Source organism: Inquilinus sp. OTU3971, from assembly GCF_038440215.1.
Genome location: NZ_JASATH010000209.1, coordinates 1 through 13,805 on the forward strand (window position 1 = coordinate 1; position 13,805 = coordinate 13,805).

Genomic DNA, 13,805 nt, shown 5'->3' on the forward strand with positions numbered 1-13,805 from the left:
AATCCTTTAGAAATCGAAGTTTGCTCTACGCAGCGTCCGGCGCTCAAGCTATCGAACCATCGCCGCCTGCTTCAGTGCGGCCGGGAAACCGCGTGTAGACGTTCTGGGCTTGTCGGGCATCCACCCTCCGATCGCCCATGTCACCCTAATTCTTCTGTCTCAGTCCAGGGGTGCAGTCCACTCGTGTCACCCGTTCCCCTGTCTCAGCTCCGGGGCACTACACACTCGAGCGGCCGGTCGTGAGTCCGCCGCGTCCATGCCGCCTCGGTTCACCGCCCGCCGGTCCCCAGGTCGTCGGAATGCCCGGCCTTCACGCGAGGCCATTGGACGATGGGACGGTCACCGACGCGATAGAAGTGCTCGCCCTCCCACCGCGGCCAGCCGGCCGGCGAGTCCTCCCACGGCTCCTGCCGCCCATAGACCGTGAGATCGAGCAGGGCGTAGCTGTTGCCCATCACCTCGACGCCGCGCTGCGTTGTCCAGTAGGTCTCGAACACATCGGATCCCTGCCGCAGGTAGCAGACGATGTGCATCATGCCCACCCGGCGCCCGACCAGCAGCGTCTCGAGCGAGCCCCGGTCGGCCGCGTACCAGGGCATCTCCCAGCCCATGAAGTCGCGGTACCGGGCGCTCTCCTCGTACGGGCCCTGGCAGATCGTGGCGTAGGTCACGTCGCGGGATTGCAGGAAGGACAGCTCGCGGACCTGCGATGTGTAGAGGGTGCAGCCCTCGCACTGCTCCGCCGCCGAGCGGCCGGCGTGCCACATGAAGTAGTAGGCGATGAGGATCCGGCGTCCCTCGAACGCATCCAGCAGCGTCACCGGACCATGGTCGCCGATCAGCGGCGTGGTGCCATCCACCTCGACCATGGGCAGTCGCCGGCGGGCGGCCGCAAGGGCATCGCCTTCTCTCGTATAAGCCTTCTCTCGAACCCGCAAGGCGTCCAGCTCTGCCTCGAAGGTGCTGCGATCGACGATCCTCGGCGCGGCAGGGTGCTCTCACCTGGCGTCTTTCATCATCTCGCTCTCCCATTCGTCACCTGGCAGCTCGGGCAGAAGGAGTTAGCGCCGGACGTCGAGACGGTAAGAGTGACAAGTGTGGCGGGATTCGATGCGGCCTCTCGCTGCCGCCGCTCAGACCGCTCGAACTTCGGCAAGCCGCTTGATGGCGTAAGCATCGTCCCAGCAGACGGCGGCCTCCCATGCGGCCGACGCTTGCGCGGCGATGTCATGCGCGGCGCCGTCGAGACCGGCGGCGTTGTGGGGCAGCACCAGGTCAAGGTCGGGCACGTCGACATGCGACTCGTCCCAGTCGATCAGCGCGACCCGATTCGCGGTCATGCGGACATTGCCAGGGTTGTTGGGGTTGCCGTGGACGACGCATGTCCGACGTCCGATGAGCCGCGCCCACGCCGCCCGGCATCGGGCAACGCCCTCGGGCGGCATCGCGGCGAGGTCGACCTTCGTTCCGGTCTCGGCGTGCAGGAGGTCGGTCGACGATCGCCAGCCCGGGCGCTGCGGCCAGCCCTGCGTCAACCGATGCAGCCGGCGGAGCGTATCGGCCACGCGACGCCAGTCGGCCGCCGTCTCGGGCGGCCCGCCCTCCACATATGTCATCACCACCAAGCCGTCCGCGAACAGCCGGCCGTCCGTCGTCGGGATCGGCACCGGCACGGCCAGACCTTCACGGTCGAGGTGTTGGAGGATCCCGGTCTCCCACGCAAGATCAGCGTCGCTCCTGGCACCGAGACGACCGACCGCGAGGCGCCCCTGGATGCGCACGCTCCACACGTCGTTGGCAACTCCGCCAGCGAGCGGCTCGATGCGAGCCACATCGTCACCCCACTGCGCGAGCGCCTCCCATCCCCCTGCCGACATCTTCGACCAACCCGATTGCAGACTTCGGCGACAGTACAATAATTTCCCAGCTCCGCGATGGCGTTGGTGCCGTCCTGCTCTGCCGCCATCATAAGTGCACCTGTCATCGAGCGTTGTCAGGCCGGTTTTGACGACCAGCCCCCCTCCCCGCCCCCCTCGCGCGAGGGGGACTTATGTTCTTGCGATCGGATTGCCTCACTGCGGAGGCAGCCGTAACTCGGCGGCCATCTTCGGCGAACCGGAAATTCGGTGACAGTGCATTATTTGGTGCGCTGATGGAAATTCGGTGACAGTGCACTTTAAAATTGCAGTCCAAGTCCAGGGGTCCAGCCCAACAGGTGGCCTAACTGGATGCCACCCCATGGCATTTCTTATAGGCGAGGCCGGATCCGCATGGACACTGTTCCGTCACGTCGTCGGGAGCTCTCACAACGTCTAGGCGCTTCAGTTCATTTATTTGACCGCCTATCGAGAGAGTTATTGCTTCGATTGCCTCCAAGAGACGTTTCTCGGTTAGATTGCGAGCTGGTTTCCCTGGATACCTCCCATTCTCATCTAATTTCAAGCCGTTCTGTAGAACAAATTGAGAATAGAGCCTCGCAATCACAGACCGAGCGTGGCAGCTATGGATGAACGCATATGTCAGATTTCGCAGATCGTGTTGAAGATAACACCAATCAGATGGGATGCATGGCCAAAACTCCAAATTGATCGGAATAGATTCGTCTTCCGAGAATGTAGAATGCCCATGTTCGTTCGATCCATAAGGATCGTTTGTCACATCGATGAGTTCTCCAGAGGGAGACTTCCAAACAGCGTGGTGCATGGCTTCTGTGTATAGTCTCGGCCACCAATTTAGCAACCAGCCGTTAACTTTGGATCCGCCATGTTGGTTGACGTGTTTCTCCACATTCCAGTAGCAGCTGCCGCTTGAATATCCGCCGGGTCGAGCAATTTTTTGTAGCTTTCCTGAAAATCTCGATTCAAACATTCCATCTTCTAACTGATTTATAGGAAGGGGATAAACTCTGGGACTGACTAGTTGGACCTGTCCGTTGGCAAGCATATTTTCTGCACTCCTAGAAATTGGTCAAAGAATTAAACGAGGAATGAACCATGTCTCAACTTAGCGCTGCAACCTTGCGCAGCCGGCGCAAATGAGGTTTGCGGCTGAGCGACGGCACAATACCACGCCTTAGGAAATCCGAAATCCCCAGTGCCTTTCGCGGCTCGATGGCTGGCCTATGCTCTCCCCTGCCGACGCTTCGCCCCTGCCCTCACGGACAGCAACGCACGGCTCGGGGCCGATGTGGATCGCGCTACTCCTTCATCGCAGTGGACTTGCACCACCTACTCCTTGCCGGTCTCCAGGCGCACCCGTCACCGAAATACCCGGCCTCACGGATCTTGAACAAGTGAAGTCGGATCGGAGGCGCGGCCAGGTGCGCCGCGCCTCCGACCCAATCGTTTAACTGATTCGGCTAAGTGTTGGATTTGAGGTACGAACTCTTCTCCGCAGGAAGTACGCAAGCGGCGTCGATGTCTCTATCAAAGCCGATCTTGTCGGTTCCGATCCAAATAGACGATATCGGCTGAGGTTCAGGTTCAGTACTGTACACAAAGCAATCGCTTCCTTTGAAAAACATCGTATTTTTTCCTTCAAGCTCCACAACGGCGTCGAAATTATCCGTATATCCTGCAGGAAGATGAGGCATGGTGGCGGTATTTTGGAATACTTCTTTTTCCAATACATTGCTGCCAGATTTTTTAAGCATCCATTGGTTTCCGGAAAATAAATATAAGTCATCTTCCAAATATCTAACAGCACTTATATTGTCCACAAAATTCGGCGACGCGATCTGTCCATATTCAACACTCGCATTATTCATGTAACCTGCGGTGTCTTCGGTTAGATCGTATTGTATGAGCCACAGGTATCCTTCATTTCTCAGGTAAAACCATACAAATTGATCCTTAGATGGGGAGGCTACAAGGTTACGGTCAAGTCGAAATACCGGGACATCGTGGCCATTTGCTGACCAATTGTAATGAGACAATCCTGTCCAATCGTTTCCAATTTGTCGAGGATATCCATCGTCGACCTTCCTAGATGCGACATCACACTGGATGTACTGGTCTCCTTTAAAAAGGTAGAGCTTCTCCGACATCTTTTGAACTCCGCAGAAGTGCATCCGTTTCAACGGAGGAAGGCGGATATCGACCGATTGTCCGCGCCCATCCGGCACTCAGTCTGCGCACACGAGCCGTAATGTGACTAGTGTCCTGAGAGATCGGCGCGCAATCCTCATCCAAATGCCAGTGGATCGCGATGCCAGTGGATCGTGCCTGAGCGAATCCACTGGCGGCTCATGCTTGCGGGCTGATCGCCGCATCGATCGCCCCGGCGCCGCGATCCGACCGCTCAGCTCTTCTTCGGCGCCGGGCATGCCCTGGGCGCGAGCGTCGGTGATCACAGGTTCGCCGCGCCCGGACTCGGTAGAGCATCAGCTTGGAATCGGCTTGGTCGTGCGCCATCCCGATATCTTCGCTGAACAGGCCACGTCGGTGCTTCATGCGGCCAGCTCCGGCCGGAGCGCATCGAGCAGATCGCGATTGCTTATGCCGCGGTCGGGGAGCTGGACGGGTCTCGACGGCATCCGGTCGCAATCGGGATAGGTTGGAGCGGACCCCACTGATGAGACAGAAGAATTAGGGCGGCAGCGGCCGGGGCGAGCCGCGCCGCGACTTCATTCGGGAGAACGTGCTGAGGGTCACAACCTGGACATGTGACCGCGCGCTCTGCCGCCTCCCGTAACCCGACAGCCCGCTTCGGCGAACCGGCTGTCGGGGCCTTCGCGGGCCCGAACGGGAGATCCGGATCGTGATCAAGCGCTTTCCTTCCCTGCCGGCCCTGGCCGGCGCCCTGTCGCTGCTTGCAGTCGCCGCCGGGCTGGCGGTCACCCAGTCCTCGGCCGAGGAGGCGCGGCTGGTGCCGCCGCCGGCGGTCGACGAGGTTCCGGGCGCGGCGCCGGAGACCGCGGTGCTGGCCGGCGGCTGCTTCTGGGGCGTGCAGGGCGTGTTCCAGCACGTCAAGGGCGTCACCAGCGCCGTCTCCGGCTATGCCGGCGGCGACGCGGCGACGGCGCAGTACGAGACGGTCAGCGGCGGCGGCACCGGCCACGCGGAATCGGTGAAGATCACCTACGATCCGCGCCGGATCAGCTATGGCCGCATCCTGCAGATCTACTTCTCGGTGGCGCATGACCCGACCCAGCTGAACCGCCAGGGGCCCGACAGCGGCACCCAGTACCGCTCGGCGATCTTCCCGGCGGATGCGGAGCAGGCGCGCGTGGCCAAGGCCTATGTCGAGCAATTGGACCGGGCCGGGGTGTTCGACGACCGGATCGTCACCAGGATCGAGCCGGGGCACGCCTTCACTCCGGCCGAGGACTACCACCAGGACTACATGACGCTGCACCCGACCAGCCCCTACATCGCGATCAACGACCTGCCGAAGGTCGAGGCCCTGCAGCGCCTGTTCCCGGAGGCCTACCGCGCCGACCCGGTGCTGGTCTCGGCGCAGACCAACTGAGGGCAGCGGAGCGGCGACAAATCGCCCCTGGCCAGGACGGCCGTCTTGTCCGAGCATTGGCATAACCAGGAATGCACCGGCTCAGGGCCCGTGAGAGGACCGGCCGGCGGGCAAGGGACGGATCTTCATGGGGCTGCTGAAGGCCGGCGGCATCGCGCTGGGAGTCGGGCTGCTGCTGATCGTCGGCGGCGCCGCGGGGCTGGCCGCCTATGCCTGGCGGCCGGCGATCGATCCGGTCGACCCGCCGGCGGCGGCCGGCTTCGACCCGGCGCTGGTGCAGAAGGGCGCCGAGCTGGCCGCGATCGGCAATTGCGGCACCTGCCACACCGCGCCGGGCGGCAAGCCCTTCGCCGGCGGGCTGGCGCTGCCGACGCCGTTCGGCACCGTGTACTCCACCAACATCACCCCCGACCCCGAGACCGGCATCGGCCGCTGGCCGGAGGCGGCGTTCGGCCGGGCGATGCGCGAGGGCGTCGACCGCACGGGCCGCCACCTGTACCCGGCCTTCCCCTATGACCACTTCACCCTGGTGAGCGACGCGGACAACCGGGCGCTCCATGCCTTCCTGATGACGCGCCAGCCGGTCGCGGCAAGGGCGCCGGCCAACGACCTGCCCTGGCCCCTGAACCAGCGCTTCGTGCTGGCCGGCTGGAAGCTGCTGTTCCTGCAGCCTGGCCCCTACACGCCCGACCCGGCGCATGATGCGACGTGGAACCGCGGCGCCTATCTGGCCGAAGGGCTGGCCCATTGCGGCGCCTGCCACACGCCGCGCAACCTGTTCGGCGCCGAGGAAACCGGCCGCCGCTTCGCCGGCGGCGACGCCGAGGGCTGGCATGCCGTGCCGATCGGCAGCGGGTCGACGGCGCCGGTGCCCTGGACCCGGGAGTCGCTGTTCCACTACCTGCGCGACGGCTGGCACGGGCAGCACGGCACGGCGCAGGGGCCGATGGCGCCGGTGGCCGACAGCCTGGCGGCGGTGCCGGAGGAGGATGTCCGGGCGATCGCCGCCTATGTCGCCGCGGTGATGGGGCTGCCGGATGCGGAGGCCCGCAAGCGCGGCGACGCCCTGGCGGCGGCCACCGCCAACCCGGCCGGTCCCGGCACCCGGCCGCAATCGGCCGGCAGCCAGACCATTGCCGCCGCCGTTCCGACCGAGGACCCCGGCGCCGCAATCTATGCCGGCACCTGCGCCGCCTGCCATGAGAGCGGCCGGCCCTCGCCCTTCGGCGGCCTCGACCTCCGGCTCAGCTCCGCCATCAGCGGCGACAGCCCGGCCAATCTGATCCGCATCATCCGCCACGGCGTCCCGGCGGCGAGCGGCGCCCGCGGCCCGATCATGCCGGGCTTCGCCGCCGCCCTGTCGGACCGGCAGCTCGAGACGCTGCTGGGCTATCTGCGCGGCCGCTTCAGCGACCGGCCGGGCTGGACCGGGCTGGGCGACGCCGTGCGGGCCGCCCGGGACAGCGAGGTCGCGGCCGCAGCTGCCGCAAGCCACTGAGGGAGAGGTCATGATCGAGCTCAAGGTCAACGGCCGCCGGCAGAGCATCGCCGCCGATCCCGACACGCCGCTGCTGTACGTGCTGCGCGGCGAGCTGCAGCTCAACGCCGCGAAATACGGCTGCGGCCTGGGCCAGTGCGGCTCCTGCGCCGTGCTGGTCGACGGCGAGGTCGCGTTCTCCTGTGTCGTCCCGGTGCTGCTGGCGGAGAACAAGGAGGTGACGACGCTGGAGGGGCTGGGCACCGAGGACGAGCCCGGGCCGCTGCAGCGCGCCTTCATCGCCGAGCAGGCGGCGCAGTGCGGCTACTGCATCCCGGGCACGATGATGCGGGCCCACGCCCTGCTGCGGAAGACCCTGACCCCGTCGGACGCCCAGATCCGCCAGGCCCTGCAGCCGCATCTCTGCCGCTGCGGCACCCATATGCGGATCCTGCGGGCGATCCGCCGCGCCGCGCAGGAAATGCGGAGCGCCTCGGCCGAGCCGCAGGGCACGGCGCCGCGGGAGGCGGTGCTGTGAGCGCCGGCCTGTCCCGCCGCTGCGTGCTGCAGGGCGCCGGCGGCCTGGTGGTCAGCTTCGCCCTCGCCCCCGCCGGCCTGGCCCAGCAGGCGGCCGAGACGCCGCAGCTGGGCGGTGCCCTGCCCGGCAGCCTGGAGGATGCCCCCTTCCTCGATTCCTGGATCCGGGTCGATCCGAAGGGCGCGGTCACCGTCTTCACCGGCAAGGCCGAGCTGGGCCAGGGCATCGCCACCGCGCTGCAGCAGATCGCGGCGGAGGAGCTGGGCCTGTCCTTCGAGACGCCGACCATCGTCACCGCCGACACCGGCCGCACCGCCAATGAGGGCTACACCGCCGGCAGCCATTCGATGCAGGACAGCGGCACCGCGATCCGCAACGCCGCGGCCCAGGTCCGCGAGATCCTGCTGGCCGAGGCGGCGCGGCAGATGGGCATCCCGGCCGGCCAGCTGCGGCTCGAGGCCGGCAATGTGCTGGCGCCGGACGGCAACCGCCGCTCCTACGGCGCCCTGGCCGCCGGCTTGTCGCTGCACGTCCAGGCGCAGCCGGAGTCGAAGCTGACCGACCCCGCCGCCTTCCGGGTGATGGGCCAGCCGGTGCCGCGGATCGACATCCCGGCCAAGGTGACCGGCGGCGAGGCCTATGTGCAGGACCTGCGCCTGCCCGGCATGCTGCATGGCCGGATCGTGCGGCCGCCCAGCACCGGTGCCCGGCTGACCGCACTGGACATGGGCGCCGTCGAAGCCCTGCCCGGCGTGGTCAAGGTGGTGCGCGACGGCAACTTCCTGGCGGTGGTGGCGGAGCAGGAGTTCCAGGCGGTCAAGGCGATGCGGCTGCTGGCCGCCGCGGCGCAGTGGCAGGAGGAGGCGAATCTGCCGGACCAGTCCCGGCTGCCGGAGGTACTGCTGGCGCTGCCGGCCAAGGACTTCACCATCCTCGAGCGATACGGCGCTACGCCGTCCACCCCCGGCCGAACCCTGGAGGCCCGCTATTCCCGGCCCTATCTGCTGCACGGGTCGATCGGCCCGTCCTGCGCCGTGGCGCAGCAGGACCGGGACGGGCTGCTGACGGTCTGGACCCACACCCAGGGCGTCTATCCCGACCGCAAGGCGATCGCCGAGATGCTGGGCCGGCCACCCGAGCAGGTGCGCTGCATCCATGTCCAGGGCTCCGGCTGCTACGGCCACAACGGCGCCGACGACGCCGCGGCCGATGCCGCCCTGCTGGCCACAGCATTGCCCGGCCGCCCGGTGCGGGTGCAATGGATGCGCGAGCAGGAGCACGCCTGGGAGCCCTATGGCCCGGCGATGGTGGCCCAGGCCCGGGCCACGCTGGACGAGGCCGGCCGCATCGCCGACTGGGATTACGGGGTGTGGAGCAACACCCATTCGATGCGCCCGGGCCCGGCCGGCAGCCTGCTGGCCGCCCGGCACCTGGCGAAGCCCTTCCCGGTGCCGCCGCCCAGGCCGCTGCCGCAGCCGGAGGGTGGCGGCGACCGCAACGCCATCCCGCTCTACACCCTGCCCAGCGCCCGGGTGGTGCATCACTTCCTGCCGGACATGCCGCTGCGCATCTCCGCCCTGCGCTCGCTCGGTGCGCAGATGAACGTGTTCGCGATCGAGAGCTTCATGGACGAGCTGGCGCTGGCCGCCGGGGCCGACCCGGTCGAGTTCCGGCTGAAGCATCTGGACGACCCGCGCGGCCGCGACGTCGTTGCCGCCGCGGCCGAGGCCTTCGGCTGGAACCAGGGGCGCCCGGCCGCCCCCGGGCATGGCCGCGGCTTCGCCTTCGCCCGCTACAAGAACCTGGCCGCCTATTGCGCCGTGGCGGTCGAGGTGGCGGTCGAACGCGAGACCGGCGCGGTCCGGGTGCCGCGGGTGGTCGCCGCGGTCGACACCGGCCAGGTGGTCAATCCCGACGGGGTGCGCAACCAGATCGAGGGCGCCGTGCTGCAGTCGATGAGCTGGACCCTGTATGAGAGCGTCGGCTTCGACCAGGGCCGGATCACCTCGGTCGACTGGTCGACCTATCCGATCCTGCGCTTCGACGCGGTGCCGGACAGTGTCGAGATCCGCATCATCGACCGGCCGGGCACGCCCTTCCTGGGCTGCGGCGAGACCGGCCAGGGCCCGGCCAGCGCCGCCCTGGCCAACGGCATCGCCGACGCCACCGGCCAAAGGCTGCGCGACCTGCCGCTGACCGCCGCCAAGGTCAAGTCCGCCATCGGGGTGTGAGGCTTCCATGCCACACCCCTTCCCTTTGCCGCCGCGAGCGGGGAACGGCCGCGCGCTCCGCATTGTTTGTGAGTCCGAACTGCGAAAACAGGTACGGAGATCGCAATGCTGAAGCCAGCCATGATCATTCTCGCCGCGGCGCTGTCGCTGGCAGCCTGCGGCCGCGACCCCGGCACGCGGGCTCTGTCGGGCGGCGCGCTCGGCGCAGGACTCGGCGCCGGCACGGCCGCGATCACCGGCGGCAATGTCGGGACCGGCGCGATCATCGGCGGTGTCGGCGGCGCCGCTATCGGCGGCCTGACGAACTGCCACGCCGTCGGACGCTGCTGATCCCCCGGGATCGGCGCTAAACCGGATCGGGCCTGCGGAGAATACGTCTCCGCAGGCCCGATCCTGTTTTGGCGAGCGGCCTGGAGTCCGTCAGGGCGTGCCGAGCAGCTTGCGCGCGGCCTCGACCTTGGCCATGCCCCCGGTCTCGTCGCCGTTCTGCGCCAGTTGGCGGGCCTCCTGCAGATGCGCGGCGAACTGCTCCTGCGGCGATGCCTCGCCGGCGCCTTTGAGCGCCTCCCGCTGATGCTCGCTCGAGGCGGCGTCAGGGGCGCTGCCGGTGCTCGGCATGGTGCCGGCGGTGCCTTCCTGCGCACCCTGCATCGTCTGGGTTTGATGGGGCGTGGCCGCGGGCTGCCCGCTCTGTGACTCCGCCTGCTTGAACTGGGCATCGAGCTGGTCGATGTCCTGGCCGCAATCGGCCAAAGCCGGCGGGCTCAGCGCCAGGAATCCCGCCGCGGAGACGATCACGATCCAGTTCATGGTGTTTCCTCCTGTGGGGCTCGTTGTCTCCAGATCAACGGCACCACGGGATCGTTCGTCCCATATCCGGCGGGTTGGACCTTGGGCCAAACCGTTGGTGCCGCGCTACCGTCGGACCTTCGCCGTCAACCCGGCGAGCCGGTCGGCGGGAACGGCCGCGTCGAAGGCCGCCATCCGGAGAGCTTCGCGCTCATACGCTTCATCCGGCGCTTCGCTCGAACCGGCCAGGATGACGGTGTAGCTCGTCACCAGGACACCGGTCTCGTCGAACACGTCGACGACCCGTTCGGGCATGGCGGCCTCCCGGGGCCGGCCTCCGTCAGCGCGGCAACGGACCCGTCCAGTACGGGCTGATGCCGTAATAGTCGTGGATGTCCTGCTCGTATTCGCGATTCCAGCGCGGCGGGGCGTCCTCGGCATAGACCGGGGCCCCTTCGAGCTGCTCGCGCGACAGGTTCACGACGTAGCCGCCCTTGTCGGTGTCGTAGTCCAGCGCCGACCAGGGCAGCGGGTGATACTTCTCGCCGAGGCCGAGGAAGCCACCGAAGGACATCACGGCATAGGCGACATGCCCGGACAGCTTGTCGAGCATCACGTCGTGAATCTCGCCGAGGCGTTCGCCCGCGGCGTTGTAGACATTGGTGCCGGCGACTTTGTCGCCGGAGATCAGCGTGGTCGTCTCCTCACGATGTTCCATGGCCGCCTCCCACGTTTCGATACACGTATAACGGGAAGAGACGGCCACTCGGTTCCTATCAAGATTGTGCGATTTTCGGGCGTGCGCGATCATCTTCGGAGCGGTTGTCGCCCCGCCGAAGCTCACTCCGGCTGGAAATCCAGCGCCACGCCGTTGATGCAATAGCGCAGCCCGCTGGGCGGCGGCCCGTCCTCGAAGACATGGCCGAGATGGCTGCCGCAGGTGGCGCAATGCACCTCGACGCGGGTCATGCCCCAGCTGCGGTCGACGGTGGTCTCGACCGCATCCGGCACCGGGTCGTTGAAGCTGGGCCAGCCCGTGCCGCTCTCGAACTTCAATTTCGATTCGAACAGCTTGCTGCCGCAGCCGGCGCAGCAGAAGGCGCCCGGCCGGTGCTCGCTCAGCAGGCTGCAGCTTCCCGGCCGCTCTGTGCCATGCTGCCGCATCACCTGGTACTGCTCGGGCGTCAGGATCCGGCGCCATTCGGCATCGCTGCGGGTCACGGGATAGGGTTCGGGCATGCTCGATCTCCTGGGCCGGTCCGGGGAGGCGCCGGCGCCCCGACCCTGATATAGGTGGCGACGCCATTCGAGGATAGGGAGGGCGGCATGGACGGACGGGATTTCGCCGGGCGGCGGGTGCTGGTGACCGGCGCCGGCAAGGGCATCGGCCGGGCGACGGCCGTCATGCTGCACCGGCGCGGCGCCGAGGTGATCGCCGCCACCCGCAGCCCCGAAGACCTGGCGACCCTGGCGCAGGAGACCGGCTGCCGCACCATCGCCGTCGACCTGGGCGACGCCGAGGCGACGCGGCGGGCGGCGACCGAGGCGCTGCCGGTCGACGCCCTGGTGAACTGCGCCGGCACCACCACGCTGGAATCCTTCCTCGACACCTCGGTCGAGAATTTCGATGCGATCATGGCGGTGAACGCCCGGGCGCCGATGATCGTGGCCCAGGTGGTGGCGCGCGACCTGATCCGGCGCGGGCAGAAGGGCGCCATCGTCAACGTGTCGAGCGTGTCGTCGATGATCGGCCTGCCCGACCACACCGCCTATTGCGCCTCGAAGGGCGCGCTCGACGAGATCACCCGGGTGATGGCGGTGGAGCTGGGGCCGCACGGCATCCGCACCAACAGCGTCAACCCGGTGGTGACGCTGACGCCGATGGCGGTGAAGGCATGGAGCGACCCGGCCAAGTCCGGCCCGATGCTGGGCCGCATCCCGCTCGGCCGCTTCGCCCAGCCGGAAGAGGTCGCCGAGGTGATCCTGTACCTGCTCGGCGACGCCTCGGCGATGATGAACGGCGCCATCGTCCCCGTGGATGGCGGGTTTCTGGCGACCTGACCGGTCAGGGCGCCGCGCGGCACACCGCTTCGACATTGTGGCCGTCGGGGTCGAGCAGGAAGGCGCCGTAATAGTCGGGATGATAGTGCGGCCGCAGCCCGGGCGCGCCGTTGTCGCGGCCGCCCGCTGCCAGCCCCGCCGCGTGGAAGCGGTCGACGGCATCCCGTTCCGGCGCGGCGAAGGCGACATGGGTGCCGGTGACGGCGCCGTCGTGCAGGCCGATCCAGAAGAACGCCCTTCGGCCGGCGCCATAGCCCGCGAAGCTTTCGCCATCGGCATAGAGCCGGGTGATGCCGAGCGGCGCCAGAAGCGTGTCGTAGAAGGCCTTCGACCGCTCGAGGTCGCTGACCCGGATGGTGACGTGATCCAGCATGGATGCCTCCCTTGCCCCGAGTCCCTATCCTACAGCCCCCACAGCCCCGGCTCGAAACGCCAGGCGGCGACTCCGATTCCGGCGGCCGGGACGGCCAGCGCCGCAGCCGCGCCCTCGATCGACGGCAGGTCGTGCAGGTGCCAGTCGGCGCCGGCGAGGTCCGGCGGCAGGACGGGGCGGCTGGTCCGCTCGGCCGGGTTTGCGCTGACGGTGAAGCCGGTGAAGTCGAAGGAGAAGCCGCGGCCGATGCCCTTGGACAGCGCCTCCTTGCGGGTCCAGATCGCGAAGAAGGCGGCTGTCAGCGCCGGGCCGGACAGGGGGGCCAGGGCCGCCCGCTCCGCCACGGAATAGGCGATGCCGGCGACATCGAGCGGCGGCGGATGCCGCACCGCCTCGACATCGACCCCGACCTCGATGCCGCGGGCCAGCGCCACCACGGCCCAGGGGCCGCTGTGCGAGAGGTTGAAGCGCAGGTCGCCCTCCGCCAGCTCGGGCTTGCCCCAGGAGTTCTGGCGGAAGCACAGCCGGTCCGCCGGCGTATCGAGCGTGCGGCCGAGCAGCAGCCGCAGCGCCGCATGGGCGGCGACATAGCGGGCCCGCAGCAGGTCGGTGCGGAACCGGTCGGCGCGCTGCCGCTCCTCCGCCGACAGCACGGCCAGTCCGGCCGCCGGATCGCGCTCGGTCCTGAGCCGCCAGACCTGCACCTGTCCCGGCGGCAGGTCGGGGAAGCCCGACGGCATGGCCCAGGTGTCGGACATCGCCCCTCCTTGCCCCTTCACCCTCCCCGAGGAGCTACGACATTCACACATCGCCTCTTTTGAGTCCCCCCTCCCCTCGCGGGAGGGGGGTAGGGGGAGGGGGTTTTCT

16 protein-coding genes are annotated in these 13,805 nt (G+C 67.6%); 6 read left to right on the forward strand and 10 right to left on the reverse strand.

All coding sequences use genetic code 11. From position 1 onward, the window contains the following. Positions 1-269: 269 nt before the first annotated feature. From AAHM41_RS34035 to AAHM41_RS34045, 4 genes are all read right to left on the reverse strand, one after another. Positions 270-977, reverse strand: coding sequence for a DUF899 family protein (locus AAHM41_RS34035; RefSeq protein WP_342241088.1), 708 nt, complete (start codon positions 975-977; stop codon positions 270-272). Between the two features lie 156 nt (positions 978-1,133). Continuing rightward, positions 1,134-1,877, reverse strand: coding sequence for a phosphotransferase enzyme family protein (locus AAHM41_RS34040; protein ID WP_342241074.1), 744 nt, complete (start codon positions 1,875-1,877; stop codon positions 1,134-1,136). 343 nt (positions 1,878-2,220) lie between these two features. Next, a complete protein-coding gene (locus tag AAHM41_RS40755; protein ID WP_446719506.1) occupies positions 2,221-2,943 on the reverse strand; it encodes an SEC-C domain-containing protein in 723 nt (240 codons plus the stop codon). Positions 2,944-3,358: 415 nt separating this feature from the next. Next, the gene (locus AAHM41_RS34045) at positions 3,359-4,045 is read right to left on the reverse strand and encodes a hemopexin repeat-containing protein (protein ID WP_342241075.1); all 687 of its coding nucleotides are present in this window, start codon (positions 4,043-4,045) and stop codon (positions 3,359-3,361) included. 713 nt (positions 4,046-4,758) lie between these two features. Here AAHM41_RS34045 and msrA point away from each other — a divergent pair. The 5 genes from msrA (at position 4,759) to AAHM41_RS34070 (ending at position 10,045) form a co-directional block, all read left to right on the forward strand. Next, the gene (msrA, locus tag AAHM41_RS34050; RefSeq protein WP_342241076.1) at positions 4,759-5,469 is read left to right on the forward strand and encodes a peptide-methionine (S)-S-oxide reductase MsrA; all 711 of its coding nucleotides are present in this window, start codon (positions 4,759-4,761) and stop codon (positions 5,467-5,469) included. Positions 5,470-5,596: 127 nt separating this feature from the next. Next, positions 5,597-6,967: a c-type cytochrome gene (locus tag AAHM41_RS34055; protein ID WP_342241077.1), complete on the forward strand. Its 1,371-nt coding sequence runs from the start codon at positions 5,597-5,599 to the stop codon at positions 6,965-6,967. A 10-nt stretch (positions 6,968-6,977) separates the two neighbouring features. Next, the gene (locus tag AAHM41_RS34060) at positions 6,978-7,484 is read left to right on the forward strand and encodes a (2Fe-2S)-binding protein (protein ID WP_342241078.1); all 507 of its coding nucleotides are present in this window, start codon (positions 6,978-6,980) and stop codon (positions 7,482-7,484) included. Then, a complete protein-coding gene (locus tag AAHM41_RS34065) occupies positions 7,481-9,715 on the forward strand; it encodes a xanthine dehydrogenase family protein molybdopterin-binding subunit (RefSeq protein WP_342241079.1) in 2,235 nt (744 codons plus the stop codon). Before AAHM41_RS34060 ends, AAHM41_RS34065 begins: the two co-directional genes overlap by 4 nt. Positions 9,716-9,820: 105 nt before the next feature. Beyond that, positions 9,821-10,045 (forward strand): hypothetical protein, encoded by a 225-nt coding sequence (locus AAHM41_RS34070; protein ID WP_342241080.1) that lies wholly within the window; start codon positions 9,821-9,823, stop codon positions 10,043-10,045. 90 nt (positions 10,046-10,135) lie between these two features. Here AAHM41_RS34070 and AAHM41_RS34075 read toward each other — a convergent pair whose 3' ends face one another. The 4 genes from AAHM41_RS34075 to msrB form a co-directional block, all read right to left on the reverse strand. Then, complete coding sequence (locus AAHM41_RS34075) at positions 10,136-10,525, reverse strand: hypothetical protein (protein WP_342241081.1); 390 nt, start codon at positions 10,523-10,525, stop codon at positions 10,136-10,138. Positions 10,526-10,630: 105 nt separating this feature from the next. Then, the gene (locus tag AAHM41_RS34080; protein ID WP_342241082.1) at positions 10,631-10,819 is read right to left on the reverse strand and encodes a hypothetical protein; all 189 of its coding nucleotides are present in this window, start codon (positions 10,817-10,819) and stop codon (positions 10,631-10,633) included. A 25-nt stretch (positions 10,820-10,844) separates the two neighbouring features. Further along, positions 10,845-11,222 carry a PRC-barrel domain-containing protein gene (locus tag AAHM41_RS34085; RefSeq protein ID WP_342241083.1) on the reverse strand — a complete coding sequence of 126 codons (378 nt, stop codon included), beginning with the start codon at positions 11,220-11,222 and terminating at the stop codon, positions 10,845-10,847. A gap of 122 nt (positions 11,223-11,344) precedes the next feature. After that, a complete protein-coding gene (gene msrB, locus AAHM41_RS34090) occupies positions 11,345-11,743 on the reverse strand; it encodes a peptide-methionine (R)-S-oxide reductase MsrB (RefSeq protein ID WP_342241084.1) in 399 nt (132 codons plus the stop codon). 87 nt (positions 11,744-11,830) lie between these two features. Between msrB and AAHM41_RS34095 the strand changes: the two genes are divergently transcribed. Beyond that, positions 11,831-12,565: an SDR family oxidoreductase gene (locus AAHM41_RS34095; RefSeq protein ID WP_342241085.1), complete on the forward strand. Its 735-nt coding sequence runs from the start codon at positions 11,831-11,833 to the stop codon at positions 12,563-12,565. A gap of 4 nt (positions 12,566-12,569) precedes the next feature. On the opposite strand, the gene AAHM41_RS34100 is transcribed toward AAHM41_RS34095, so the two are convergent. Continuing rightward, positions 12,570-12,938: a VOC family protein gene (locus tag AAHM41_RS34100; RefSeq protein ID WP_342241086.1), complete on the reverse strand. Its 369-nt coding sequence runs from the start codon at positions 12,936-12,938 to the stop codon at positions 12,570-12,572. 29 nt (positions 12,939-12,967) lie between these two features. Next, positions 12,968-13,696, reverse strand: a complete 729-nt coding sequence (locus AAHM41_RS34105) for a 4'-phosphopantetheinyl transferase family protein (RefSeq protein WP_342241087.1) — start codon at positions 13,694-13,696, stop codon at positions 12,968-12,970. Positions 13,697-13,805: the final 109 nt, after the last annotated feature.